Annotated in this window: 20 protein-coding genes; 15 read left to right on the forward strand and 5 right to left on the reverse strand. The window is 55.0% G+C overall.

Annotated elements, in window-relative coordinates; translation table 11 throughout:
• From dnaA to H0I86_RS00045, 9 genes are all read left to right on the forward strand, one after another.
• Positions 1–1521 (forward strand): chromosomal replication initiator protein DnaA, encoded by a 1521-nt coding sequence (gene dnaA / locus H0I86_RS00005; protein ID WP_016703949.1) that lies wholly within the window; start codon positions 1–3, stop codon positions 1519–1521.
• 38 nt (positions 1522–1559) lie between these two features.
• Positions 1560–2663: a DNA polymerase III subunit beta gene (gene dnaN / locus H0I86_RS00010; protein ID WP_009046209.1), complete on the forward strand. Its 1104-nt coding sequence runs from the start codon at positions 1560–1562 to the stop codon at positions 2661–2663.
• 20 nt (positions 2664–2683) lie between these two features.
• Positions 2684–3787 carry a DNA replication/repair protein RecF gene (recF, locus tag H0I86_RS00015; protein ID WP_007924472.1) on the forward strand — a complete coding sequence of 368 codons (1104 nt, stop codon included), beginning with the start codon at positions 2684–2686 and terminating at the stop codon, positions 3785–3787.
• Positions 3788–3791: 4 nt separating this feature from the next.
• Positions 3792–6209, forward strand: coding sequence for a DNA topoisomerase (ATP-hydrolyzing) subunit B (gene gyrB, locus H0I86_RS00020; protein ID WP_180923409.1), 2418 nt, complete (start codon positions 3792–3794; stop codon positions 6207–6209).
• Between the two features lie 280 nt (positions 6210–6489).
• Positions 6490–7317 carry an ABC transporter permease gene (locus H0I86_RS00025; RefSeq protein ID WP_180923410.1) on the forward strand — a complete coding sequence of 276 codons (828 nt, stop codon included), beginning with the start codon at positions 6490–6492 and terminating at the stop codon, positions 7315–7317.
• Positions 7307–8596: an ABC transporter ATP-binding protein gene (locus tag H0I86_RS00030; RefSeq protein WP_180923411.1), complete on the forward strand. Its 1290-nt coding sequence runs from the start codon at positions 7307–7309 to the stop codon at positions 8594–8596. Before H0I86_RS00025 ends, H0I86_RS00030 begins: the two co-directional genes overlap by 11 nt.
• Before the next feature lies 1 nt (position 8597).
• Complete coding sequence (locus H0I86_RS00035) at positions 8598–12260, forward strand: glycosyltransferase (protein WP_180923412.1); 3663 nt, start codon at positions 8598–8600, stop codon at positions 12258–12260.
• A 20-nt stretch (positions 12261–12280) separates the two neighbouring features.
• Positions 12281–13387, forward strand: a complete 1107-nt coding sequence (gene wecB, locus H0I86_RS00040; protein ID WP_009046213.1) for a non-hydrolyzing UDP-N-acetylglucosamine 2-epimerase — start codon at positions 12281–12283, stop codon at positions 13385–13387.
• A complete protein-coding gene (locus tag H0I86_RS00045) occupies positions 13387–14484 on the forward strand; it encodes a glycosyltransferase family protein (RefSeq protein WP_180923413.1) in 1098 nt (365 codons plus the stop codon). The genes wecB and H0I86_RS00045 overlap by 1 nt, the downstream gene beginning before the upstream one ends.
• A 38-nt stretch (positions 14485–14522) precedes the next feature.
• Here the strand turns inward: H0I86_RS00045 and H0I86_RS00050 are convergent, their stop codons facing one another.
• The gene (locus H0I86_RS00050) at positions 14523–15245 is read right to left on the reverse strand and encodes a response regulator transcription factor (RefSeq protein WP_180923414.1); all 723 of its coding nucleotides are present in this window, start codon (positions 15243–15245) and stop codon (positions 14523–14525) included.
• A 231-nt stretch (positions 15246–15476) separates the two neighbouring features.
• On the opposite strand from H0I86_RS00050, the gene H0I86_RS00055 reads away from it, so the two are divergent.
• The 4 genes from H0I86_RS00055 to H0I86_RS00070 all read left to right on the forward strand — a co-directional run bounded on the left by H0I86_RS00055 (position 15477) and on the right by H0I86_RS00070 (position 20275).
• The gene (locus tag H0I86_RS00055) at positions 15477–15764 is read left to right on the forward strand and encodes a hypothetical protein (RefSeq protein ID WP_180923415.1); all 288 of its coding nucleotides are present in this window, start codon (positions 15477–15479) and stop codon (positions 15762–15764) included.
• 304 nt (positions 15765–16068) lie between these two features.
• On the forward strand, positions 16069–16758 hold the full coding sequence (gene aqpZ / locus H0I86_RS00060) for an aquaporin Z (protein WP_007921032.1): 690 nt from the start codon (positions 16069–16071) through the stop codon (positions 16756–16758).
• Positions 16759–16957: 199 nt separating this feature from the next.
• Positions 16958–17944: a FecR family protein gene (locus H0I86_RS00065; protein ID WP_180923416.1), complete on the forward strand. Its 987-nt coding sequence runs from the start codon at positions 16958–16960 to the stop codon at positions 17942–17944.
• 12 nt (positions 17945–17956) lie between these two features.
• The gene (locus H0I86_RS00070; protein ID WP_180925774.1) at positions 17957–20275 is read left to right on the forward strand and encodes a CHASE2 domain-containing protein; all 2319 of its coding nucleotides are present in this window, start codon (positions 17957–17959) and stop codon (positions 20273–20275) included.
• A 171-nt stretch (positions 20276–20446) separates the two neighbouring features.
• On the opposite strand, the gene H0I86_RS00075 is transcribed toward H0I86_RS00070, so the two are convergent.
• The 4 genes from H0I86_RS00075 to glyQ all read right to left on the reverse strand — a co-directional run bounded on the left by H0I86_RS00075 (position 20447) and on the right by glyQ (position 24849).
• Positions 20447–21217: a lysophospholipid acyltransferase family protein gene (locus H0I86_RS00075; protein WP_023967682.1), complete on the reverse strand. Its 771-nt coding sequence runs from the start codon at positions 21215–21217 to the stop codon at positions 20447–20449.
• An 86-nt stretch (positions 21218–21303) separates the two neighbouring features.
• Positions 21304–21837 (reverse strand): D-glycero-beta-D-manno-heptose 1,7-bisphosphate 7-phosphatase, encoded by a 534-nt coding sequence (gmhB, locus tag H0I86_RS00080; protein ID WP_016703942.1) that lies wholly within the window; start codon positions 21835–21837, stop codon positions 21304–21306.
• A gap of 7 nt (positions 21838–21844) precedes the next feature.
• Positions 21845–23899, reverse strand: coding sequence for a glycine--tRNA ligase subunit beta (gene glyS / locus H0I86_RS00085; protein ID WP_180923417.1), 2055 nt, complete (start codon positions 23897–23899; stop codon positions 21845–21847).
• Positions 23896–24849, reverse strand: coding sequence for a glycine--tRNA ligase subunit alpha (gene glyQ, locus H0I86_RS00090; RefSeq protein WP_022641565.1), 954 nt, complete (start codon positions 24847–24849; stop codon positions 23896–23898). Before glyQ ends, glyS begins: the two co-directional genes overlap by 4 nt.
• Positions 24850–24930: 81 nt before the next feature.
• Here glyQ and tag point away from each other — a divergent pair, with 81 nt between their 5' ends.
• Positions 24931–25494, forward strand: coding sequence for a DNA-3-methyladenine glycosylase I (tag, locus tag H0I86_RS00095; RefSeq protein WP_180923418.1), 564 nt, complete (start codon positions 24931–24933; stop codon positions 25492–25494).
• A 44-nt stretch (positions 25495–25538) separates the two neighbouring features.
• A complete protein-coding gene (locus tag H0I86_RS00100; RefSeq protein WP_009046222.1) occupies positions 25539–26426 on the forward strand; it encodes a lysophospholipid acyltransferase in 888 nt (295 codons plus the stop codon).
• Positions 26427–26491: the final 65 nt, after the last annotated feature.

The raw sequence follows: 26491 nt of genomic DNA on the forward strand, positions 1-26491 counted from the left end.
GTGTCAGTGGAACTTTGGCAGCAGTGCGTGGAGCTTCTGCGTGATGAGCTGCCTGCCCAGCAATTCAACACTTGGATCCGTCCGCTACAGGTCGAAGCCGAAGGCGACGAGTTGCGTGTATACGCACCGAATCGTTTTGTTCTCGATTGGGTCAACGAAAAGTACCTGGGCCGCGTGCTCGAGCTGCTGGATGAGCATGGCAATGGCATGGCGCCGGCGCTTTCCTTATTAATAGGCAGCAAACGCAGTTCTGCTCCTCGTGCGGCACCCAATGCTCCGCTGGCCGCCGCGGTTGCCTCTCAGGTTCAGCAGGCAGCAGCTGCCGCCCCGGTCGCTGCGCCGGCTCCGGCCGCCCCGACCAAGGCGGCGACTCAGAAAGTCGCCGAAGTCAGCGAAGAGCCCTCTCGTGACAGCTTCGACCCGATGGCGGGGGCCAGCTCGCAGCAGGCTCCAGTGCGCGCCGAACAGCGCACCGTTCAAGTGGAAGGTGCGCTCAAGCACACCAGTTACCTGAACCGCACCTTCACCTTCGAAAACTTTGTGGAAGGCAAGTCCAACCAGCTGGCCCGCGCCGCGGCCTGGCAGGTAGCCGACAACCCCAAGCATGGTTACAACCCGCTCTTCCTTTATGGGGGCGTAGGTTTGGGTAAGACCCACTTGATGCACGCTGTGGGTAACCATCTATTAAAGAAGAACCCGAATGCCAAGGTCGTGTACCTGCATTCCGAGCGCTTCGTGGCTGATATGGTCAAGGCGCTGCAACTCAACGCGATCAACGAATTCAAGCGCTTCTACCGTTCGGTGGATGCGTTGCTGATCGACGATATCCAGTTCTTCGCTCGCAAGGAGCGTTCCCAGGAAGAGTTTTTCCATACCTTCAACGCCCTGCTCGAAGGCGGCCAACAGGTGATTCTCACCAGTGACCGCTATCCGAAGGAGATCGAAGGCCTGGAGGAACGCCTGAAATCGCGCTTCGGCTGGGGCCTGACCGTGGCGGTAGAGCCACCGGAACTGGAAACCCGCGTCGCGATCCTGATGAAGAAAGCCGACCAGGCCAAAGTCGAACTGCCTCACGATGCGGCGTTCTTCATTGCCCAGCGAATTCGTTCCAACGTGCGTGAGCTGGAAGGGGCGCTCAAGCGTGTCATCGCTCACTCGCACTTCATGGGGCGCGACATTACCATCGAGCTGATTCGCGAATCGCTGAAGGACCTGCTGGCCCTGCAGGACAAGCTGGTCTCTGTGGATAACATTCAGCGCACTGTCGCCGAGTACTACAAGATCAAGATCTCCGATCTGCTGTCCAAGCGGCGCTCGCGTTCTGTCGCGCGTCCACGCCAGGTGGCCATGGCCTTGTCCAAGGAACTGACCAACCACAGCCTGCCGGAAATCGGCGATGTGTTCGGCGGCCGCGACCACACCACGGTCTTGCACGCATGCCGCAAGATCAATGAACTTAAGGAATCCGACGCGGACATCCGCGAGGACTACAAGAACCTGCTGCGTACTCTGACCACTTGATGACTCCAGCGCAGCTTATTAAGGCAAGGGACTAGACCATGCATTTCACCATTCAACGCGAAGCCCTGTTGAAACCCCTGCAACTGGTCGCCGGCGTCGTCGAACGTCGTCAGACCTTGCCGGTACTTTCCAACGTGCTGTTGGTTGTCGAAGGCCAGCAACTGTCGCTGACCGGTACCGACCTGGAAGTCGAGCTGGTCGGTCGCGTTCAGCTGGAAGAGCCGGCGGAGCCAGGCGAAATCACTGTCCCGGCGCGTAAGCTGATGGACATCTGCAAGAGCCTGCCGAACGATGCCCTGATCGACATCAAGGTCGACGAGCAGAAGCTGGTGGTCAAGGCCGGCCGTAGTCGCTTTACCCTGTCCACCTTGCCGGCCAACGATTTCCCGACTGTGGAAGAAGGCCCGGGCTCGCTGACCTGCCAGCTGGAACAGAGCAAGCTGCGTCGCTTGATCGAACGCACCAGCTTCGCCATGGCCCAGCAGGACGTGCGCTACTACCTCAACGGCATGCTGCTGGAAGTCTCTGCCGGCATCATCCGTGCCGTGGCCACCGACGGTCACCGCCTGGCCATGTGCTCGATGCAGGCCGATATCGGTCAGCCCGATCGTCACCAGGTGATCGTGCCGCGCAAAGGCATCCTGGAACTGGCCCGTCTGCTCACCGAGCCGGATGGCAACGTCAGCATCGTGCTGGGCCAGCACCACATCCGTGCGACCACCGGCGAGTTCACCTTCACTTCCAAGCTGGTCGACGGCAAGTTCCCGGACTACGAGCGTGTGCTGCCGAAGGGCGGTGACAAGCTGGTACTGGGCGACCGTCAGGCGCTGCGCGAAGCCTTCAGCCGTACTGCGATCCTGTCTAACGAGAAGTACCGCGGTATCCGTCTGCAACTGGCCAACGGTCAGCTGAAAATCCAGGCCAACAACCCGGAGCAGGAAGAGGCGGAAGAAGAAGTAGGCGTGGAATACAACGGCGGTTCGCTGGAGATCGGCTTCAACGTGAGCTACCTGCTCGACGTGCTGGGCGTGATGACCACTGAACAGGTACGCCTGATCCTGTCCGATTCCAACAGCAGTGCGCTGGTGCAGGAATCCGACAACGACGACTCGGCCTACGTTGTCATGCCGATGCGCCTGTAATCATGCTCAGCAGAAGCTAGATGTCCCTCAGTCGCGTCTCGGTCACCGCGGTGCGCAATCTGCACCCGGTGACCTTCTCCCCCTCCCCCCGCATCAACCTCCTCTACGGCGCCAACGGCAGTGGCAAAACCAGCGTGCTGGAAGCCATCCACTTGCTGGGGCTTGCTCGCTCGTTTCGCAGCGCCCGTTTATTGCCGGTGATCCAGTACGAGCAACTCGCCTGTACGGTGTTCGGCCAGGTTGAGCTGGCGGAAGGAGGACACAGCAGCCTGGGGATATCTCGCGATCGCCAGGGCGAATTCCAGATTCGCATCGACGGGCAGAACGCCCGCAGTGCCGCGCAGCTGGCGGAAATCCTGCCCCTGCAGTTGATCAACCCGGACAGTTTCCGCTTGCTGGAAGGCGCCCCCAAAATCAGGCGCCAGTTCCTGGATTGGGGCGTGTTCCACGTGGAACCCCGCTTCATGTCAACCTGGCAGCGCTTGCAGAAGGCCCTGCGGCAGCGGAACTCATGGCTGCGGCATGGTACACTTGACGCCGCTTCGCAAGCAGCCTGGGACAGGGAACTGTGTCAGGCCAGCGCTGAAATTGATGAATACCGCCGCGCTTATATCAAAGCCTTGAAACCAGTCTTTGAGCGGACCTTGAGCGAGCTGGTAGAGCTCGAGGGCTTAACGCTTAGCTATTACCGTGGTTGGGATAAAGAGCGAGAGCTCAGTGCAGTGCTCGCGACATCTCTCCATCGTGATCAGCAAATGGGTCATACCCAGGCCGGCCCCCAACGTGCTGATTTGCGTCTCAGATTGGGCGCGCACAACGCTGCGGACATCTTGTCCCGCGGTCAGCAGAAGTTGGTGGTCTGTGCCTTGCGGATCGCCCAGGGGCACCTGGTCAGCCAGGCCCGGCGCGGTCAGTGTATTTATCTGGTGGATGACTTGCCGTCCGAGCTGGACGAGCAGCATCGCCGCGCACTATGTCGCTTGTTGGAAGACTTACGCTGCCAGGTGTTCATCACCTGTGTAGACCACGAATTATTGAGGGAAGGCTGGCAGACGGAAACGCCAGTTGCCCTGTTCCACGTGGAACAGGGCCGTATCACCCAGACCCACGACCATCGGGAGTGAAGGCATGAGCGAAGAAAACACGTACGACTCGAGCAGCATTAAAGTGCTGAAAGGTTTGGATGCCGTACGCAAACGTCCCGGTATGTACATTGGTGACACCGATGATGGCAGCGGTCTGCACCATATGGTGTTCGAGGTGGTCGATAACTCGATCGACGAAGCTCTGGCCGGCCACTGCGACGACATCAGCATCATCATCCATCCGGACGAATCCATTACCGTGCGTGACAACGGTCGCGGCATCCCGGTAGACGTGCATAAAGAAGAAGGCGTTTCCGCGGCCGAGGTCATCATGACCGTGCTGCACGCCGGCGGTAAGTTCGACGACAACTCCTACAAAGTATCCGGCGGTCTGCACGGTGTGGGTGTGTCGGTAGTGAACGCCTTGTCCGAAGAACTGGTCCTGACCGTTCGCCGCAGCGGCAAGATCTGGGAGCAGACCTACGTTCACGGTGTACCTCAGGCGCCTATGGCGATCGTCGGTGACAGCGAAACCACCGGTACCCAGATTCACTTCAAGGCTTCCAGCGAGACCTTCAAGAACATCCATTTCAGCTGGGACATCCTGGCCAAGCGGATTCGTGAACTGTCCTTCCTCAACTCCGGTGTCGGTATCGTTCTGAAGGACGAACGCAGCGGCAAGGAAGAACTGTTCAAGTACGAAGGCGGCCTGCGTGCATTCGTTGAATACCTGAACACCAACAAGACCGCGGTCAACCAGGTGTTCCACTTCAATGTGCAACGTGAAGATGGCATCGGCGTGGAAATCGCCCTGCAGTGGAACGACAGCTTCAACGAAAACCTGCAGTGCTTCACCAACAACATTCCGCAGCGCGACGGCGGCACCCACCTGGTGGGCTTCCGTTCGGCACTGACGCGTAACCTGAACAATTACATCGAACAGGAAGGTCTGGCGAAGAAGCACAAGGTCGCCACCACCGGTGACGATGCCCGTGAAGGCCTGACCGCGATCATTTCGGTCAAGGTGCCGGATCCGAAGTTCAGCTCCCAGACCAAAGACAAGCTGGTGTCTTCCGAAGTGAAGACCGCGGTCGAACAGGAAATGGGCAGGTACTTCTCCGACTTCCTGCTGGAAAACCCGAACGAAGCCAAGCTGGTGGTCGGCAAGATGCTCGACGCCGCCCGTGCCCGTGAAGCGGCGCGTAAGGCTCGCGAGATGACCCGCCGTAAAGGCGCGCTGGATATCGCCGGCCTGCCGGGCAAACTGGCGGACTGCCAGGAGAAAGACCCTGCCCTTTCCGAACTCTACCTGGTGGAAGGTGACTCTGCTGGCGGCTCCGCCAAGCAGGGACGCAACCGTAAGACCCAGGCGATTCTGCCACTCAAGGGCAAGATCCTTAACGTCGAGAAAGCGCGCTTCGACAAGATGATTTCCTCGCAAGAGGTCGGCACCTTGATCACTGCACTCGGTTGCGGCATCGGCCGCGAAGAGTACAACATCGACAAGCTGCGTTATCACAACATCATCATCATGACCGACGCCGACGTCGACGGTTCGCACATCCGTACCCTGCTGCTGACCTTCTTCTTCCGTCAGCTGCCGGAGCTGATCGAGCGTGGCTACATCTATATCGCTCAGCCGCCGCTGTACAAGGTCAAGAAAGGCAAGCAAGAGCAATACATCAAAGACGACGATGCCATGGAAGAGTACATGACGCAGTCGGCCCTGGAAGATGCGAGCCTGCACCTGAACGAAGACGCACCGGGTATTTCCGGCGAGGCGCTGGAGCGCCTGGTGAACGACTTCCGCATGGTCATGAAAACCCTCAAGCGTCTGTCGCGGCTGTACCCTCAGGAGCTGACCGAGCACTTCATCTACCTGCCGGCCGTGAGCCTGGAGCAACTCTCCGATCACGCGGCGATGCAGGATTGGCTGGCCCAATATGAAGTCCGCCTGCGCACCGTCGAGAAGTCCGGCCTGGTTTACAAAGCCAGCCTGCGTGAAGACCGTGAACGTAATGTCTGGCTGCCAGAGGTCGAACTGATCTCCCACGGCCTGTCGAACTACGTCACCTTCAACCGCGACTTCTTCGGCAGCAATGACTACAAGACCGTCGTTACCCTCGGCGCTCAACTGAGCTCCCTGCTGGACGAAGGTGCTTATATTCAGCGCGGCGAACGCAAGAAGGCGGTGACCGAGTTCAAGGAAGCCCTGGACTGGCTGATGACCGAAAGCACCAAGCGCCACACCATCCAGCGATACAAAGGTCTGGGCGAGATGAACCCGGATCAGCTGTGGGAAACCACCATGGACCCAAGCGTGCGCCGTATGCTCAAGGTCACCATCGAAGACGCCATCGGCGCCGACCAGATCTTCAACACCCTGATGGGGGATGCGGTCGAGCCTCGTCGCGACTTCATCGAAAGCAACGCCCTGGCGGTATCCAACCTGGACTTCTGACGGGCTGAACTTCTGGGGTAGGTACTGAGTCGAAATAGGTGTTTTGTGATTTGCGCTTGAAAAATGGAGGTCAACAGGGCTCTGTTGACCTCTTTTTTGATTGAAATCATATAGATAAGCTTGGTTTAAAATTATAGGCCTCAGAGAGTTTGAACGAGCGTACGTCGGTCTACTTTTGATAGCCCTTTAAAATAAGTTTTTAAGTTAAGTATTATTCAGTGCCCTAACAGAAACTACTGGCGATCACGTTGAGCCAGAATATGCAAAGGAAGTGTCTAGATTGAATCCTCATGCTGCCCGCTCTATCTCACCTTCAACCTTGATTCGCTCCATAAGGAGCAATCGAAGCCTAATTTTTAATTTGATCCGTCGTGAGGTTTCCGGGCGCTATCGTGGATCTGCGATGGGGCTATTGTGGTCATTTTTCAATCCGGTACTTATGCTGGCTGTTTATACATTTGTATTCAGTGTTGTATTCAAAGCAAGATGGGTTGGGGGAACTGGATCAAAAACGGAGTTTGCTCTGGTTCTTTTTTCTGGACTCATGGTTTTTAATCTATTTAGTGAGTGCATAAATAGAGCATCTACACTGATTGTTGGAAATGTAAATTACGTCAAGAAAGTAATTTTTCCTTTAGAAATACTAACATGTGTAGCCTTAGGATCTGCAGCCTTTCACTTACTAATCAGCCTATTGGTGTGGTTGATTTTTTATGTATTGTTTTTTGGAGTGCCTCACGCGACTATTTTATTGTTACCATTTGTTCTGCTTCCATTGGTTTTGTTGACTCTAGGCCTTTCCTGGCTACTTGCATCGCTTGGTGTTTACTTAAGAGATGTGTCGCAGGTTGTGGGGATTATTACAACGGTTTTAATGTTTCTATCACCGATTTTTTACCCAGTAGTTTCTTTGCCTGAAAGCTATCGTCCATTCATGTTGATTAGCCCATTGACGTTTGTAATTGAACAGGCCCGTGACGTAATGATTTGGGGGAGACCAATAGATTTGCAAGGTTGGGTAGTCCATACATCTCTATCGGGGCTAGTTGCGTGTCTTGGATTTGCATGGTTTCAAAAAACACGTAAAGGATTCGCTGATGTCCTCTGAAATTGCCATCTCTATCAATAACATTTCTAAGCGGTTCGAAATGTATGCGCAGCCTAGAGATAGGCTGCTTCAATTTCTGACGCTTGGCAAACGCCAATACTTTACGGGGTTTTGGGCTCTACGAAACATCTCATTCTCCGTATATAAAGGAGAAACAATTGGGATACTTGGGCGGAACGGTAGTGGAAAAAGTACGCTGCTACAAATAATTTCTGGAACGTTATCTCCTACTGAGGGAGAAATTCGTACAAATGGAGTTCTAGCTGCGTTGTTAGAGTTGGGCTCAGGGTTTAATCCTGAGTTTTCCGGAAGAGAAAATGTATACCTTAACGGATCTATCCTTGGTTTTAGCAAGGAAGAGATGGATGAGAAATTTGACAGCATCGTTAGTTTTGCTGACATTGGTGAGCATTTAGAACAGCCAGTAAAAACATATTCAAGTGGTATGGTTGTTAGATTGGCTTTTGCCGTACAGGCGTGTGTTGATCCTCAAATTCTGATTGTAGATGAAGCCCTATCTGTTGGTGATGAAAAGTTTCAACGGAAGTGCTTTGATTATATTGAACGACTTCGTGAAAATGGCTGCTCGATATTATTGGTGACCCATTCTACAGCTACCGTTGAAAAGTTTTGCCAACGAGGAATTCTACTTCATGGTGGTGAAGTACATGGTATAGGCCCAGCTAAGGAAATAGTTGATCAATATCATGCTCTACTTTATTCCGACGAGAAGGCCTACCTTAGATATCTTAACCAAGAGAAAGCAATAGAGTCTGAAGATCAGACTAAAGAGCTAATAAGTAGTCCTGCCGGCCTAGAGGAAGGCGAAGCTGAAAATAATGGACTACGAGCAATTATAAAAAACTGGGAAGTTCGTGATAAAGATGGTGAGTCTACAGAGTCGTTCAGGACTGGGGACCGTGCCTCAATCAGCTTTAATGTTGATGTATTAAATTCAATTGATGAAATCCAAGCTGGAATACTTATTCGTACTGTTGAAGGGGTCAGTGCGTTTGGTACCAGTACGCTCTATCATAAGAAAAATCAGTTAAACGTAAAAAGCGGGGACAAAATAAACTTCGACTTTGATTTGAAAGTTGACCTGTGCCCTGGAACCTATTTTGTTACAATTGCAATTGCCGAGTCAGTTTCTCATGGAGATATGATTTATCTTGATAGAAAGACTGATGTTATTATTTTAAAAGTTAGTCAGGTTCGACCAACGGGCAGTGGTATTTCTGCTTTAGATGCTTGTGTGTCTGTTAAAGTGGTGAGATAAAATGAAAAGAATTCTCATTTCTAGTGAGTCCTTCACGATTGGTGGTTTAGAAACCCATATAAGAAGTGAGAGTGCCTCTCTAATTAATTTTGGCTGCGAGATTCACCTAGCTGTAGGGGAACTTTTCGATGATCTGTTGCTGCCTCCGAATATAGCTTCGGTAACTAAAGGTCTAGAGTTTGGAGTGCATATTAATTCAGAGCAACTTATTAGCTCTGTAGAGAGACTCAGAGAAATAATTAGAGAAAAAAATATTGATTTCTTGCATGCACATCCATTTACTTCTTTGATACCAAGCTTTATCGCTGCAGAACTCGAGGGTATTCCATTTGGGGTAACACTGCATGGTCCTGCGTCCTTTGCCTCGTACTATGGTCCTGTTTATGACTTTTTATTAAAGTCAATAATTCTTCCTCGTGCTGATTTGATCGTAGCGGTTTCAAAAGAGGTCGAGAAAATTGCTGCGCCTTATGTTACTGAGAGACGCGTCAGTATTATTCCAAATGGTGTGAGCTTTCCTAAAGATACGATAGAGATACACAGCGATAACATTGATCCTCGCTGGATACTAGTCAGCCGCCTTGATGCAATGAAGTCAGTAGGAGTTGCTGATTTTGTATATAAAGCAAAAGAAGCTGGAATTCCAGGAGTGGTATTAGTAGGCGATGGTCCAGCTAAGAAAGATCTTGTAAAAAAAATAAGCCAAAATGGATTAGTTGAGTTTGTTGAGTTTTATGGCGTCAGTGATGATGTGCACAATTTAATGCAGAAATTCACTGGGGTTGCCGGGATGGGGAGGGTCGTTCTTGAAGGTATTTCTGCGAAGAGGCCGGTTGCTCTCGTTGGGTATGATGGTGTCAAAGGTATCCTTGATCAGTTGATATTTGACTTGGCTGCGGAGACAAATTTTTCTGGTAGAGGCCTCAAGACTATCGATTCAGAGTCTTTTCGTAAGCAGCTAGGATGTGTCAGTAATTCTAAAGAATCCCAAATATATAAGCTGGCAATGGAGTCTTTCGAAGAGACAATGCTTTGGGAGAAGTTTTTAAAAGGGGTACATAAGATTGATAAAGATAAAGTCACGTTGCTCGCTGATTTTTATCAATTGATCCTTAAAAATAATTTTAGTGAATCGACGCCGATTTTTCAGTCAGTAGAGACTTTCGATCGCTTGGGCGATTTAGTTTTTAGTCCGCGTCATTATGATCAGCGGCTTGCGATGGAGTTTTCTCATTTTAAGCAGAGACTGCAAGATACTAAGTTGAACGGCATGGTCGCTGAGTTAACTGAGGAAACAAAAAAAATAAATCACCTACTGATGGAGAGTGATTTAAAAGAGTCTGAATTTTTAGGGCGCTTTGTTGAACAAGAAAATAAGCTAGCCAAACTCGGAATACTTGAAATAGAGCAAGGGTGCGAGATTGCTGAGCTTAAAATACTTGAAACCGAACAAGGTAAGAAAATTATTGAGCTTGAGCGGTTGGAGTCTGAACTAGAAAAAAAGATAACGACGCTAACCGAAAAAATCAAAGAAACCGATATAAAACTTCATGAAGCAGCGCTCTATCGTGAAGATAAGGAAATTTACATAGCGAGCCTAATAATGAAACTGCAAGAGCAAGATCAGGGTATTTATGGTTTTATGGAAAGAGTAATTGTTAGGCTAAAGAGAACTCCTATATATTTTTCTAAGTCTATAGCATTGATTCGATCGGCAGGCTTGTTAGGCCTTATCAAGGCGCTGGATTCAAAAGTTAAGCGACGTAATCTAGGTATAACTACAAATTATATTCAGCCCTCTGTTGTTGATAATTTCTTGGATTCATCCGTTGAGGCACAGAATATTAGTTCGCCTCTACTGAATGGCGAGTTGGTAATAATTACAGGTGTTCCCTTTGATGATGTCGGTGGTGGACAGCGTGCTGCTCAATTAGCGCGTTGTGCTCTTAAAGCAGGACGACAAGTTTATTATATCTATATATATAAGAAGTTTGATTTTGAAACCAATCAATATGTGGATTCGGACGTAAAAATTCATGGCCTGTATCACAGGCATATTGATGCCACCTCGCCTCTAGAGATTTTGAGAAGCATATCCAGTCAAGCTACATTACTTGTAGAGTTGCCACATTCGGCTGCCATGCCATATCTTGATCTTTTTAATTTCCGAGGTATAAGAAGTGTTTTTGAGTTGATTGATGACTGGGAAACAAGTCTTGGTGGAGACTGGTTTGACCTAAGCGTATATCATCAGTTTGTAGCAAAGGCCAAATGTGTAGTCGGAACCGCAAAATTATTGCAGAAGCGACTGCAAGACTTGGGCCGTTTCGACGCTCTCTACCTACCTAACGCAGCTAACGAATATATTTTCGATAAATATAAAAGTTACTCTCGACCAATTGATCTACCTACAGGTTATAGGCTTTCTGCTCTATATTTTGGCTCTCTCTATGGTGAGTGGTTCGCTTGGGATTATATCCAAGAGGCGGCCTTGCGTAATCCTGATATAGCTTTTTTGCTAATTGGTGATAGACCTACAGGTAAAGTTTTACCTAATAACGTGTACCTGCTGGGACCTAAACTAATTGACGAACTCCCAGGTTACTTGGCTCACACTGATTTTGGGTTATTACCATTTTCGCCAGGAAAAATTTCTGACGCGGTGTCACCAATTAAAATTTTCGAGTACTTATTCGCTGGGCGTCCAGTTGTTTCTACTGCATTACCTGAAGTACTAGGATACCCAGGAGTTCTTGTGGCTGAGTCTCCTGAAGACTTTGCATACCTGTGTAATCAGACGAAGGTTGACGACTCAAAGTCTCTTGAGAATGATCGTTTTATATCTAATAACTCATGGTTCTCTCGGCTGGATTCAATTATTGGAATTCAAGGTCTAACAGAGTTCTCTGGTCAAGTTAGTGTAATTGTTTTGATTCATAATAACAGAGGGATTATCGGGCGTTTTCTTGAGTCTTTACTACTTCATTGCAGCACATATATCAAAGAAGTTATTGTTGTGGATAATGCAAGTGCTGATGGTGGTGCAGAATATGTTGAAGAGAATTTTCCATCTGTTCAGGTCATAAGAAATCCAATGAACGGCTGCGCGTCAGGGCGGAATTTGGGCGTTAGCTCCGCCACTGGCAAATATCTTGCGTTCTTTGATTCGGATCAATGGATCACTTCTTCTAGCTGTTTCGAAGAGGCTTTATCGATTCTTAAAAGAGATGCAAATGTTGGCGCTGTAGGATGGGCCGCTGGCTGGTTTGATTCATCACGCTCAGATCTGGGTGGTATGATTACTGATTATTGCCCAAATCGTGCTATGAATGATTTTGCTATTCGTATTGGTTACAGACCTGATATTGGATATCTAGGCACCGGTGGATTCTTCATGCCAAAAGTTGTTTTTAATGCAACTGATGGATTCGATGTTGCTTATGACCCTACTTGTTTTGAAGATACAGATATTTCCTTTCAGATCAAAAAGCTCGGTTTTGATGTCTGCTACCGTGATTTAACTGGTATCCGTCATCAGCCCCATCAGACAACAGGTGCACATTCAAACTCTGAGTATTACACAAAGTTGTTCAATCGTAACTCTGACTACTTTAAGAAAAAATGGATTAATCACCCAGAGTTCTTTCAGAACTATCCTGGTTGAAATAGTTAAAAGAGGTTGTTATGAGCCAGAAAAAGAAAATACTTTGCGTTGTCGGGACTCGTCCAGAAGCCATAAAAATGGCCCCCGTAATTTTAGCCTTAAAAAAAGAACCTTGGGCGGATGTACGAGTTCTTGCTACAGCTCAACATCGTCATATGTTGGACCAAGTGCTGGACTTTTTTAGCATTGAGCCTGATATCGATTTAGATATTATGCGCCCAAACCAAGCGTTAACAACGTTAACTGCACGTTTGCTGTTGGACCTGGATGATGTTCTGTTAGCAGAAAAACCAGACGCGGTGTTAGTTCAAGGCGACACTACAACCGTTATGACAGTTGCCTTGGCATGTTTTTATCACCGTATTTTGATAGGACATGTTGAGGCAGGATTACGTACAGGCGATATGCAGAATCCCTTTCCAGAGGAAGCAAATAGGGTTATTGCTAGCAAGCTAGCAAAATGGCACTTTGCCCCGACTGAAGGCTCTCGTCAGAACTTGCTCCGTGAAGGTATTTCTGCTGACGATGTCATAATGACAGGGAATACAGTAATTGATGCTCTTTTGATGACAGCCTCAAAGGAGCTTGATCTTGGTGTTCAGTTGGATCCTGAAAAACGACTGGTGCTAGTAACTTCGCATCGACGGGAAAACTTTGGAGAGCCATTCAAAAATATATGCCGTGCACTGCATACGTTGGCCATAAACAACCCTGATGTTCAGTTTTTATACCCAGTGCATCCTAACCCAAATGTTAAGGATGTTGCTTATAGCGTGCTGGGTGATGTGTCGAACTTTATTCTTTGCGAACCTTTGGACTATGCTCCTTTCGTTGCAGCGATGAAACGTGCATATTTGATTTTAACGGATTCTGGTGGAGTACAAGAAGAAGCCCCGGCTTTGGGTAAACCAGTGCTTGTTCTTCGTGAGGAAACTGAGCGTCCTGAAGCTGTAGAGGAGGACGTTGTTAAACTTGTCGGTTCAAACTACGAGTATATTGTAAGCGAAACACAACGTTTGCTTGACGATAGCGAGGCTTATTCCGCTATGGCTCGTGGTGTTTCTCCATATGGAGATGGACTTGCGTCGGCCCGGATCGTAAAGACACTAAGCGATCATTTTTGCTAATGCGTTTAATCTACCTAGCTCCAGTTCCTTGGACGAGTTTTGCTCAAAGACCCCATAAGTTTGTGGACTGGTTCCATAAACGAATGGGGGGAGAGGTCCTTTGGGTTGATCCATATCCAACACGCTTTCCTTTGCTTAGTGATTTTTCTCGCTTAAAGCCAAGTAAATTTGAGCCACTGGTTTCGAATCCATCCTGGATTAAGATATTAAAACCTCGAGCATTGCCTATAGAACCACTCCCAGCCTCTGGCTGGTTGAACCACTTTGTTTGGAAGAAAACTTTAAGAGAGTTGATGGAGTTTTCTAAAGAAAATAAAACTATTCTTGTTGTTGGAAAACCTTCTGTTTTTTCCCTTCGGGTAATAAATAGTCTAAGTTTGCATCAGACTGTATATGATGCCATGGATGACTTCCCAGCTTTTTATAGGGGGGTATCGCGAATTGCCATGACCTGTCGTGAAAAGTCTCTTGTTAAGCGTGTTTCCTCTGTGCTGACCTCAAGCTCTCTCCTCAAGTCTCGCTGGAGTGGGCTTCGACCGGATGTAAAACTTGTTCATAACGGACTCGATTTATCCCTAGCCCCTTTTTTTAGAGGTCGGCGACAAGATATACACCCTAAAGTATTTGGATATGTAGGCACCATCGCCAGCTGGTTTGATTGGGATTGGCTGGTGGCTCTTGCTCGAGCTTTTCCAGAGAGTTCCATTCGTCTGATCGGGCCTGTTTTCCAACCTGCTCCAATGGCGTTACCTGGGAATATCGAGTTTCGCCCTCCTTGCGATCATGTATCTGCCTTGCGTGAAATGGCGGATTTTGATGTGGGTTTAATACCATTTAAAGTTAATAAATTAACGGATTCAGTTGACCCTATTAAGTACTATGAGTACAGAGCTTTAGGGTTGCCAGTACTTTCAACAAACTTCGGGGAAATGAGTTTTCGTGCTGGTGATGAGGGGGTTTTTTTAAGTAAAAATCCAGAGGGTTTAAGTCTTCTAGCCTCTCAGGCACTTCAATTTAAGCAGGACTCTGTATCGACGGAAAGTTTTGCATTAAATAACTCTTGGGATTCCCGATTTGACGAGGCCTCTCTGGTTTAGCGTTCTTAATACCGCTTATTTTTAATAATTCAGACGCTTTATTGGGGCACATCTAGTACTACGCTTTCCAGGCGATAGCCATAACCATAGATGGTCAGCAGTTGCCAGCCACGATCCGCAGTCAGCCCCAGCTTGTTGCGCAGACGGTAGATGTGGGTGTCCAGGGGGCGGGAGGAGACGATTTCTTCATGGGTCCAGAAACGCTCATAAAGGTATTCCCGGGATAACGGCCGACCCAGGTTGGTGAACAGGCAGCGGGCCAGGCGGTACTCGCGTTCGGTAAGGCTGATCGGGTTACCGGCACGGGTCACGGTCAGTTCGGCGTCATCGAAGGCCAGGTCATTGAAGGTCTGCACCTCGACGGCCGCCGAGCGCTGCAAGCCGTGGCGACGCAGGACAGCGGTCACCCGTGCCTTGAGTTCATTGGGGCGGAAAGGTTTGCTCACATAGTCGTCGGCACCGGTGTTCAGGGCCTGGACGATATCGCTCTCGGCATCGCGGCTGGTGAGCATGATGGCGGCCGGTGGCGCCTCCATGTGTTCACGGGTCCAGCGCAGCAATGAGAGTCCGCTGAGGTCAGGCAGCTGCCAGTCGAGAATCAGCAGGTCGAAGGTTTCGCGCCGCAGCTGCCGCAGCAGGTCCTCGCCACGCTCGAAGCTGTGCAGCGTCCATGGCTGTTCCCCGGGGCCGGGGATCTGTCGCAGTGTCTGTTCCACCCGCGCCAGTTCGGCGGGCTCGTCATCCAGTATTGCGACACGCATGCGGGGCAGTTCCTTTTATCGCGAGAGAATGCTGATGGCTTTATTTGAGGCCTTTCCTGGCGCTGAGTTTAGGCTGATCAGACGAATCTGAACAATTGTGGCGAATTGCTCTGGTTCACACCTTTGCTCGGTACGCTGATGTCATATAGCCGGTAGCCGACAGGAGCACTGTCCATCCGGCCTGCATTCGTTGCAGAACGATACCGGCTCGAACGTGCAAGGAAAAGAACTATGGGGAACATCCTGGGGAAGGGGCGGTTGCTCTATGCAGGCATTGCGCAGGCAGCAGACCTGGCTCGATTTACCACACTGATGCTCGCGGCTTGCCTGAGCCTGGGGTCGACCGCGGAGCAACCTGCGCTGCCGTCCTCGGATTACGCCTTGCCGGTGCAGCGTTATTTCAGCCCGTCCGTAACCACTATCGGGTTCAGCGATTCCCAAGGGTTCGCTCCGATCAGCGCGCCACAGACACAGACGGCGCAGCCTATGGTCTATCAGGAGCAGCGTTGGGTGTTCTAGATCAGACAATTCTGAACAAATATTGCAAACCGGCCCGGCCTCCACACCATGCCGGTAAATTCGTAGTCGCTGAGTGGCACACAGGGGCAATCGGAAGTGCTCCGACACAGGGAGTGTCAACCGCCGGATTGGCGGATGTCATACCGGGGCTTGTCTTCGGTTTGCAGTACAGGGGAATACAGGGAGTGCCTCCTCAGGACGTAATGCTTCGACACAGGGATGTGTCATCCCTCTCCTCCCGCGTGGCCCCACGGCGCCGCCAGCCAACAAACAACTCCTCATTTTTTATCTGTGAAGGCCTCTGATGAAGACATTCGGCGCTGAGTTTTTCGGTACGTTCTGGTTGGTTCTTGGCGGGTGCGGGAGCGCCGTGCTGGCGGCCGGCGTTCCGCAATTCGGGATCGGTTATCTGGGGGTAGCCCTGGCCTTTGGCCTGAGTGTCCTGACCATGGCTTACGCATTGGGTCCGATTTCCGGGGCTCACCTCAACCCCGCGGTCTCGGTTGGCCTGTGGTTGAGCGGGCGTTTTCCGGGTAGCCGACTGCTGCCTTATATCGTCGCCCAGGTGCTCGGTGGGCTCGCCGCGGGTGGCGTGCTGTTCTTGATCGCCTCCGGCAAGGTCGGGTTCGACGCTTCGGCGGGCTTCGCGGCCAACGGCTATGGTGAACACTCCCCTGGCGGCTACTCGATGTTCGCTGCGCTGTTGACCGAAGTCGTGCTCACGGCGATGTTCCTCCTGATCATCCTGGGCGCCACCGCCAAGCGCGCGCCAGCCGGTTTTGCCCCGATTGCCATTGGCCTGACGCTGACCCTGATCCACCTGATCAGCATTCCGGTCACCAATACCTCGGTCAACCCGGCCCGCAGCACCGCGGTCGCCTTCTTCGCCGGCGAGTGGGCAGTGTCCCAGCTGTGGCTGTTCTGGGTAGCGCCGCTGTTGGGCGCAGGGCTGGGAGCCCTGGCCTATCGGTTGATCTCCATCGAGCGGGACTGACCTGAGCGGGCCGGATGCGCTGATTCGTATCCGGCTGGCATGGAGCCAAACAGCACAGCCGCTCTTTAGCGGTTGTGCTGTTTGTTCCGTAATGGAATGACCCTGGCCGGCCTTGGTTCAAGAGGTATGGTCAGAACGCTAACAATGCAGTTCTAATGGCACGGACTTCAGAAGAGCGCGACTACGGACCCATGAACCCATGACCTCCTTGCACATCCGCCACCGGGCCATGCTCGTTTCATTTCTGCTCGGCAGCACACTGGCCTTTTCCATGGCACAGGCTGCCGTTGCCGCGCCCAAGCGCCCTCCCTATATCGATGAAAACCAGCAATGCCGTGGCCAGCCGCTGCCGGCGACGGTCGAACATCTCACGGGCGAAGCCTGGAAGCTGGATGCCAAGGGCAACCAGGTACCCCTGGAAGAAGGCATGAGCGTCGATGAACTCGAAGGGGTAAAGACCTCGCCTTCGGCATTCGTCAGCCTGTCCCTGGGTGATGGTTCGCTGGTGGTACTGCCCTCCAGTTCCCAGATCACCCTGCACCTGAACGAAGAACATGCGATCCCCCAGGTCGCGCTCGAGCAGGGGCAGATCGAGTCCTATGTCATCAAGCGCCCGAGCGATTACGACCGTTTCCAGATAGTCACGCCGATCGGCGTGCTGGGTGTACGGGGTACGCACTTCCGGGTGCGTAACGACGATCAGCAGTCGTTGGTGGAAGTGCTCAACGGCCAGGTAGCGGTCAACCGCGAAGACGACGAAGCGCCGAAACAGACCAAGGGCAAGAAACGCCCTGTGGATAAACCGGTCGGGCCGGTTCCCGGTGAAGTGCAGGTCATGGCTCGCCAAGGTTTGCGTATCCAGAAAGAAGGCCCGTTGAAGCCAGTCGATCTGTTGCCAGCACCGCAACTGATGGGCCAGGCGGGCCAGACGGGCGATCTTCCGGTCTGGCAGCTGATCATGAAGCCTTTGCCGGGCGCCAAGCGTTACCGGGCCCAGGTGGCGACCGACAAAAGCTTCCTCAATATCAAGCAGGAACAGTTCTCCAGCACGCCGAAAGTCAACTTCAGCGGTCTGGAAGCCTTTTTTTATCACGTCCGCCTTTCTGCTTTCGATGAGCACGGACTCGAAGGAGAGACGGGGGTCTATGACATCTTCTATTACCCCAGGACCACGCGTGTTCAGTAAGTGCGCGGCGGTTTGTCGGTGAGGCGCTGGCGTCGACCCGAGGGCCGGGAGCCGACGCAAGCCCAGCGACTGTTTGGCGGTCTGGTGCGGGAATGGGCATGGGTCAGCCTGATCCTGCTGCCCTTGACTGCCCTGTTGTCGCTGAGCCACGGGCTGGCGCTGAATAACCTGCTGTATGACAACCTGCGACGGCTCAGCCCATTGCCGGTCGATTCACGCCTGCTGATGATCACCATCGACGACTACAGCCTGCAGCAGCTGGGCCAGTGGCCCTGGCCGCGCACCCTGCATGCCGACCTGCTGGATCGGCTGACGGCGGCCAAGGTCCAGGGTGTGCTGTTCGACGTGATCTTCAGTGAACCCGACAGCGTTCCCGAGAACGATCAGCGGCTGGCCCAGGCGATCTGCCGCGAAGGCCAGGTATTCCTGCCCCTGCTGCGCGAGAGCGTGGCCCGCTACGGCCAGCCGCTGGGTGAGATCGAACCGGTGGCGCCGTTGAGCCAGTGCGCCAAGGCGGTCGGCCATATCAATGCCGAGGCCGATACCGACGGTACGGTCCGCAGCGTTTATCTGCGCGAAGGCCCACCGCAGGCACCGAAGGCACAATTGGCCTGGCTGCTTTATCAACAGGCGCACCCGACGGGCACTGTCCTGTCGATGCCTGGCTCGGACACCGCGCAGATCACCCAGGGCTGGCTGCGCAGCAACCCGATACGTATCCCCTTCATCAGCGCCCAGGCCGGGTTTCCCAGCGTTCCCTATGTCAGCGTATTGCGCGGTGAAGTGCCGCCGGAGCTGTTGCGCGACAAGCTGATCCTGATTGGCACCACCGCGCCCGGCCTGGGCGACCGTTACGTCACCCCGCAGTCGGCCAGCGTCGGCACCACCCCAGGCATCGAGATCCAGGCCAACCTGCTCAATGGCTTGTTGCAGCAGCGCACTATCGTCGCCCTCGGGCAATGGCCGGCCGCTGCGCTGTCGGTGCTGCTGGTGGCGGCCCTGCTGGGATTGCTGCTGGTGCGGCCGCGGCATGCGTTGTGGCTGACCCTGGCCTGCATGGCGGTTGCCCTGCTCGGTTCGGCCGGGCTGCTACGCCTGGGGTTGTGGTGGCCGCCGGTGGCCAGTCTGCTGGGGATGCTGCTGGCCTACCTGATCTGGAACTGGCGTCGCCTGAGCGTGATCCTGGCCTATTTCGGCTGGGAGCTGGCGCGCCTGGACAGCGAGCCCAAGGTACTGCCCGAGCGCCGACGCACCCAGCCCCCCGCCGGGGATGTGCTACAGGGGCAGATCGTGGCCCTGGAGCAGGCCTTGAGCCGCACCCGCGACACCCGCCGGTTCATTGCCGACGGCCTGGAATACCTGCCGGTGGCCACCCTGATCAGCGATCCGGACGGCCGCGTGCTGCTGGCCAACCGCAACGCCCGCGAAGTGTTTGGCAACGCGCTGATCGGCGAGAACCTGGTCCACCAGTTGGCCGGCCTGGGTTATCCCGGTTTGCAGGACGGGCCACGCCCTGCCCTGTCGCAGCTGCAGCCGTTGGAGTTTCGGGATATCGAGCAGCGCAGCCTGCGCGTGGATCTGGCGCCCTTGCTGCCGATCGACAGCGATACGCCGATTGGCTGGCTGTTGAGCCTCACCGACCTGAGCCTCGAGCGGGATGCCGAGCAGCAGCGGGCCACCCTGTTGCGCTTCCTGTCCCATGACCTGCGCGCGCCGCATTCGGCGATCCTGGCCTTGCTCGATGTGCAGCGGCACCAGGGCTCGGGCGACACGCGGATCTACAGCCAGATCGAACTCCAGGTGCGTCGCGCCCTGGGGCTCACCGAAGCCTTTGTGCAACTGGCAAAGGCCGAGTCCGAGGCCTATCAGTTCCAGCCGAGCATGTTCGCCATGCTGGTGCTGGATGCGTTCGACCAGGCCATGACCATCGCCCAGCTGAAGAACATCCAGCTGGTGCATGACCTCGACGACGATGCCGAAGGCATGGTGCTGGCCGATCAGTCCCTGCTGACCCGGGCCTTGTTCAATCTGCTGGAAAACGCCATCAAGTACAGCCCGTCGGGCTCGACCGTCCGGGTGCAAGTCGCTTGCACAGAAGGCTGGCTGACCTGCGATATCACAGACCAGGGCAAAGGCATTGCGGCCGATGAGCTGCCGCAGCTGTTCGTGCAGTACCAGCGCTTCGCCTCGGCCCAGGGCAGTGAAGGCCTGGGGCTGGGGTTGTCGATGGTCAAGGCGGTGGTCGACCGGCATGAAGGGCGGATTGTCTGCCGTAGCGTGGTCGGCCAGGGGACAACCTTCAGCCTGCAATTACCCCTGCTCACGGACTGAATATCGACAGGCGAAAAAAACCGGCTCCAGGGCCGGTTTTTTTCGTATCCAGAAAACTTATGCACGTTTTCCGGAATTTTATGGGTTTATTAAATATGTATATAAATCATCAGCTTACGATTTTTATATAGCGATTATCCATAAAACGGTACACAGGTTATCCACAGAAATTCAGATGGCCATTTTGTCCGGCGCCGCGGCTACCGGAGGTAGCGAACCCATGTCCCGCTGCGCCTGCTCATTCCAGGCCGCGACCCGGTCGTTGAGCTCGGCGATGGCCCGTGGTCCGGAGCCTTCGGCGTACATCGGCGCACCGATCACCACGGTGATGGTGCCGGGGTGCCTGACCCAGCCGGTCTTCGGCCAGTATTTGCCGGCGTTGTGCGCCACCGGCAGCACCGGCAAGTCGGCGTTGACCGCCAGGGCGCTGCCGCTGCGGGAGAACTTGCCCATCTGGCCGTAAGGCACCCGGGTGCCTTCCGGGAAGATCAGTACCCAGACATTGTCCTTGAGCAGCTCGTCGCCTTTGCTGGCGACCTGCTTGAGCGCGGCCTTGGGGTTGTCGCGGTCGATGGCGATCGGGCGCAGCATGGCCATGGCCCAGCCGAAGAACGGCACGTACAGCAGTTCACGCTTGAGCACCTGGCTCAGCGGTTCGAAATAGGCCGAGAGAAAGAACGTCTCCCAGGTGCTCTGGTGGTTCGAGACAATCACGCAAGGACGCTCGGGGACGTTTTCCGCCCCCTTCACTTCCACGTTGATCTTGAGAAACACCTTGGCCAGCCACAACGCGCAGCGGCACCAATAGACGTTGATAAAGCGATAGCGCGCCTTGAACGGCAGGAAGGGCGCGATAAAAAAGCTCAGGGAGCACCACAGCAACGAACTGGTGCCCAGCAGCAGGTAAAAGAAGAAGGTTCTGATTGCCTGCAGGATCGACATAGCGGCGTTTACCGTTGCGGGCATTGCCCGCCTCTAAAAAAAGCGCACTCCCGAACAATCCTTGGCCAGGATGTCAGAAGAACTCTCTAATTGTGGATAAGTTCAGCGGCAACTGCCGCCAGGTCGTCAAAAATCAAGGTGCCTACCGGTAGGGTTTTCCCCAGGGTCTTTTCGCCTTTCCCGGTCTTTACCAAAACTGGCTGAGAGTCGACGGCTTTTGCGGCTTCCAGGTCACCGAGACTGTCGCCCACAAACCATAGACCAGCCAGATCCACTTCGTAGTGCCGGGCAATGGTCTGCAACATGCCGGGCTTGGGTTTGCGGCAGGCGCAACCTTCGTCCGGGCCATGGGGGCAGTACACGATGAGGCCGAGTTCGCCGCCCTGCTCGGCCACCAGAGCGCGCAGGCGCTCGTGCATGGCGTCGAGGGTGGCGACATCGTAGTAACCGCGAGCGATGCCCGACTGGTTGGTAGCGACCGCTACCGTCCAGCCGGCCTTGCTCAACTGCGCGATGGCTTCGACCGAGCCGGGGAGCGGAATCCACTCCTCCACCGATTTGATGTAAGCGTCGGAGTCGTAATTGATCACTCCGTCCCGATCGAGAATCAGCAGTTTCACGTACGCCTTACCCCAGCAACGAGATGTCGGCGACACCGAGGAACAGACCCCGCAGACGTGCCAGCAGCGCGTAGCGGTTGGCCCGCACGTTGGCGTCTTCGGCGTTGACCATCACCTTCTCGAAGAAGGCATCGACCGGCTCGCGCAGGGCGGCCAGGCGGGCCAGGGTCTCGCTGTACTGACGCGCCGCGGCCATTGGCTGCACGGCCTGGTCCGCTTGCTGGATCGCCGAGTACAGGGAGAACTCGTTGGCGTTGTCGAAGTACTTGGCTTCCACGGTGGTCGGCACGCTGCCTTCGACCTTGCTCAGCAGGTTTGAGACGCGCTTGTTCACCGCGGCCAGCGCGGCGGCTTCCGGCAGCTTGCGGAAGGCCTGCACGGCTTGCACGCGCTGGTCGAAGTCCAGAGCCGAACCTGGCTTCAGGGCACGGACCGACAGGTAAGTGGCGACATCCACGCCTTCGTCTTCGTAACGGGCACGCAGACGGTCGAAGATGAACTCCAGGACCTGATCGGCCAGGCCTGCGCTCTTGACCTTGCTGCCGAACGCGCTGACGGCGAACGCCACGGCTTCGGTCAGGTCCAGGTCGAGTTTCTTGTCGATCAGGATGCGCAGCACGCCCAGCGCGGCCCGACGCAGTGCGTACGGGTCCTTGCTGCCGGTTGGCAGCATGCCGATGCCGAAGATGCCGACCAGGGTGTCGAGCTTGTCGGCGATGGCCACGGCGGCACCGGTGACGGTGCTTGGCAGTTCGGCGCCGGCGCCACGCGGCATGTACTGCTCGTTCAGCGCCAGGGCGACGTCTTCCGGCTCGCCGTCATTGAGGGCGTAGTAGTAACCGGCGATGCCTTGCATTTCCGGGAACTCGCCGACCATTTCGGTGGCCAGGTCGCACTTCGACAGCAGGCCCGCGCGCGCGGCGCGCTGGGCGTCGCCGCCGATGCGCGGGGCGATGAACGCGGCCAGTTTCGAGACGCGCTCGGCCTTGTCGTAGACGCTGCCCAGCTTCTCCTGGAACACCACGTTCTGCAGGCGCTGGTTGAAGTCTTCGAGCTTCTGTTTCTTGTCCTGCTTGAAGAAGAACTCGGCGTCGGTCAGGCGTGGGCGAACGACTTTCTCGTTACCCTCGATGATCTGGCGCGGGTCCTTGCTTTCGATGTTGGCCACGGTGATGAAGCGCGGCAGCAGCTTGCCGTCGACGTCCAGCAGGCAGAAGTACTTCTGGTTGTCCTGCATGGTGGTGATCAGGGCTTCCTGTGGCACTTCGAGGAAACGCTCCTCGAACGAGCACACCAGCGGCACTGGCCATTCCACCAGGGCGGTCACTTCGTCCAGCAAATCGGCTGGAACGATGGCAGTACCTTCCTGCAGGCGCGCCAGTTCTTCGGTGCGCTGGCTGATCAGCTCGCGACGCTCGTTGGCGTCGGCCAGCACGTAGGCGGCACGCAGGTCGTCCAGGTAGTTGGCCGGCGAGGTGATGCGCACGCTTTGCGGGTGATGGAAGCGGTGACCGCGGGAGTCGCGACCGGCTTTCTGGGCGAGGATGGTGCAGTCGATGACCTGGTCACCGAGCAGCATCACCAGCCATTGGGTCGGACGCACGAACTCTTCCTTGCGCGCGGCCCAACGCATGCGTTTCGGAATCGGCAGGTCGTTCAGCGAGTCTTCGACGATGGTCGGCAGCAGGCTGGCGGTCGGCTTGCCCTTGATGCTCTGGCTGTAGCGCAGCTTCGGCCCGCTCTGGTCGATTTCGCTCAGGTCCACGCCACATTTCTTGGCGAAGCCCAGGGCGGCCTGGGTCGGGTTGCCTTCGGCGTCGAAGGCGGCCTGGCGCGGCGGGCCGTCGAGGTTGATGCTGCGGTCCGGCTGCTGGGTGGCCAGGCCGCTGATCAGCACCGCCAGGCGGCGTGGCGCGGCGTAGACGTGCTTGGTCTCGAAGTTCAGGCCGGCGGCCTGCAGGCCTTTTTCGATACCGCCCAGGAAGGCTTCGGCCAGGGTGTTCAGTGCTTTGGGTGGCAGTTCTTCAGTGCCCAGTTCAACCAGAAAATCTTGCGCACTCATTGTGCCGCCTCCAACTTAGCCAACACTTCATCACGCAGGTCCGGCGTTGCCATCGGGAAGCCCAGCTTGGCGCGGGCCAGCAGGTAGGCTTGCGCGACGGAACGCGCCAGGGTGCGCACACGCAGGATGTACTGCTGACGCGCCGTCACGGAGATCGCGCGACGGGCATCCAGCAGGTTGAAGGTGTGCGAGGCCTTGAGGACCATTTCATAGCTCGGCAGCGGCAGCGGCTGATCCAACTCGATCAGGCGCTTGGCTTCGCTTTCGTAGAAATCGAACAGTTCGAACAGCTTGTCGACGTTGGCGTGTTCGAAGTTGTAGGTCGACTGCTCCACTTCGTTCTGGTGGAACACGTCGCCGTAGGTCACCTTGCCGAACGGGCCGTCGGCCCAGACCAGGTCATAGACCGAATCCACGCCCTGCAGGTACATGGCCAGGCGTTCCAGGCCGTAGGTGATCTCGCCGGTCACCGGGTAGCACTCGATGCCACCGGCTTGCTGGAAGTAGGTGAACTGGGTCACTTCCATGCCGTTGAGCCAGACTTCCCAGCCCAGGCCCCAGGCGCCGAGGGTCGGCGATTCCCAGTTGTCTTCGACGAAACGGATGTCGTGCACCAGCGGGTCAAGGCCGACGTGCTTGAGCGAGCCCAGGTACAGCTCCTGGAAGTTCTCCGGGTTCGGCTTCAAGACCACCTGGAACTGGTAGTAGTGCTGCAGACGGTTCGGGTTTTCGCCGTAGCGGCCGTCAGTCGGGCGACGACTGGGCTGCACATAAGCGGCGTTCCAGGTTTCCGGGCCGATGGCGCGCAGGAATGTGGCGGTATGGAAAGTGCCGGCGCCTACTTCCATATCGTAGGGCTGAAGTACCACACAACCTTGCTCGGCCCAGTATTGCTGGAGGGCGAGGATCAAGTCTTGGAAGGTACGCACGGCTGGCGTAGGCTGGCTCACGAAATTCACCTGTTACTTGGGCTGCGATTTAAAGAGCGGGAGTATACCCGATTCAGTTGTGCGCACGCCCACTGGAGCCTTATGCCACGCTGCTTTTGGTGCAACGAAGATCCCCTGTACATGGCGTACCACGATCAGGAGTGGGGCGTGCCGCTACGCGATGCGCAGCGTTTGTTCGAGTTGTTATTGCTCGAAGGGTTCCAGGCCGGCCTGTCCTGGATCACCGTCCTGAAGAAGCGCGCGCGTTATCGCCAGCTGCTGTTCGGCTTCGATGTGCAGCGCGTGGCGCAGATGAGCGATGCGGAAATCGACGAGCTGATGCTCGATCCCGGGATCATCCGCAACCGCCTGAAACTCGATGCCGCGCGGCGTAACGCCCAGGCCTGGATGGCGCTGGAGGACCCGGTGGAATTCCTCTGGTCGTTCGTCGGCGGGGTGCCCAGGGTCAATCATTTCAAGGATCGCAGTGAGGTCCCGGCGGTGACCCCAGAGGCCGAGGCGATGAGCAAGGGGCTGAAAAAGGCAGGCTTTACCTTTGTCGGGCCGACCATCTGTTATGCGCTGATGCAGGCTTCGGGCATGGTGATGGATCACACCCGCGACTGCGATCGCTACGCCATCCTGGCAAACGGGCGGTTAGAATAACCGGCTTGCGACAAGGTTCATGACCCGGACATCAGGAGTCACCTGTGGATAAGTTTAAAGGCGCCCTGCTGGTGGGCGCTCTGCGATTGTTTGCCCTGCTGCCCTGGCGCGCGGTGCAGGCGGTCGGTTCGGCCATCGGCTGGATCATGTGGAAGACCCCCAACCGTTCCCGCGATGTGGTGCGGATCAACCTGGCCAAGTGCTTTCCGCAGATGGACGCCGCCGAACGCGAGCGTTTAGTGGGACAGAGCCTGAAAGACATCGGCAAGTCCCTGACCGAAAGCGCCTGTGCCTGGATCTGGCCGGCCGAGCGCTCGATCGCCCTGGTGCGTGAAGTCGAGGGCCTCGAGGTGCTGCAAGAGGCGCTGGCGTCGGGCAAGGGCGTGGTCGGCATCACCAGCCACCTGGGCAACTGGGAAGTGCTCAATCACTTCTATTGCAGCCAGTGCAAACCGATCATTTTCTACCGTCCGCCGAAGCTCAAGGCGGTGGACGAACTGCTGCGCAAGCAGCGGGTCCAGCTGGGCAACCGCGTGGCGGCCTCTACCAAGGAAGGCATCCTCAGCGTCATCAAGGAAGTGCGCAAAGGTGGTGCGGTGGGCATTCCCGCCGACCCGGAACCGGCCGAATCCGCCGGGATCTTCGTGCCCTTCTTCGCCACCAAGGCGCTGACCAGCAAGTTCGTGCCGAACATGCTGGCCGGCGGCAAGGCGGTCGGGGTGTTCCTGCATGCGCTGCGCCTGCCCGACGGTTCCGGCTACAAGGTGATCCTCGAAGCCGCGCCGGATGCGATGTACAGCACCGATACCGAAACCTCCTGCGCGGCGATGAGCCAGGTGGTCGAGCGCTATGTGCGGGCTTATCCGAGCCAGTACATGTGGAGCATGAAGCGTTTCAAGAAACGTCCGGCCGGCGAAGAACGCTGGTACTGACCGCCTGGCACGATCTGTGGATAACCTTTCGCCCAAGGTTATCCACAAAGGTTGAAGCAGAGCAC

It is taken from the genome of Pseudomonas chlororaphis subsp. aurantiaca (genome assembly GCF_013466605.1).
In the GTDB taxonomy this organism is placed as follows: domain Bacteria; phylum Pseudomonadota; class Gammaproteobacteria; order Pseudomonadales; family Pseudomonadaceae; genus Aquipseudomonas; species Aquipseudomonas chlororaphis_I.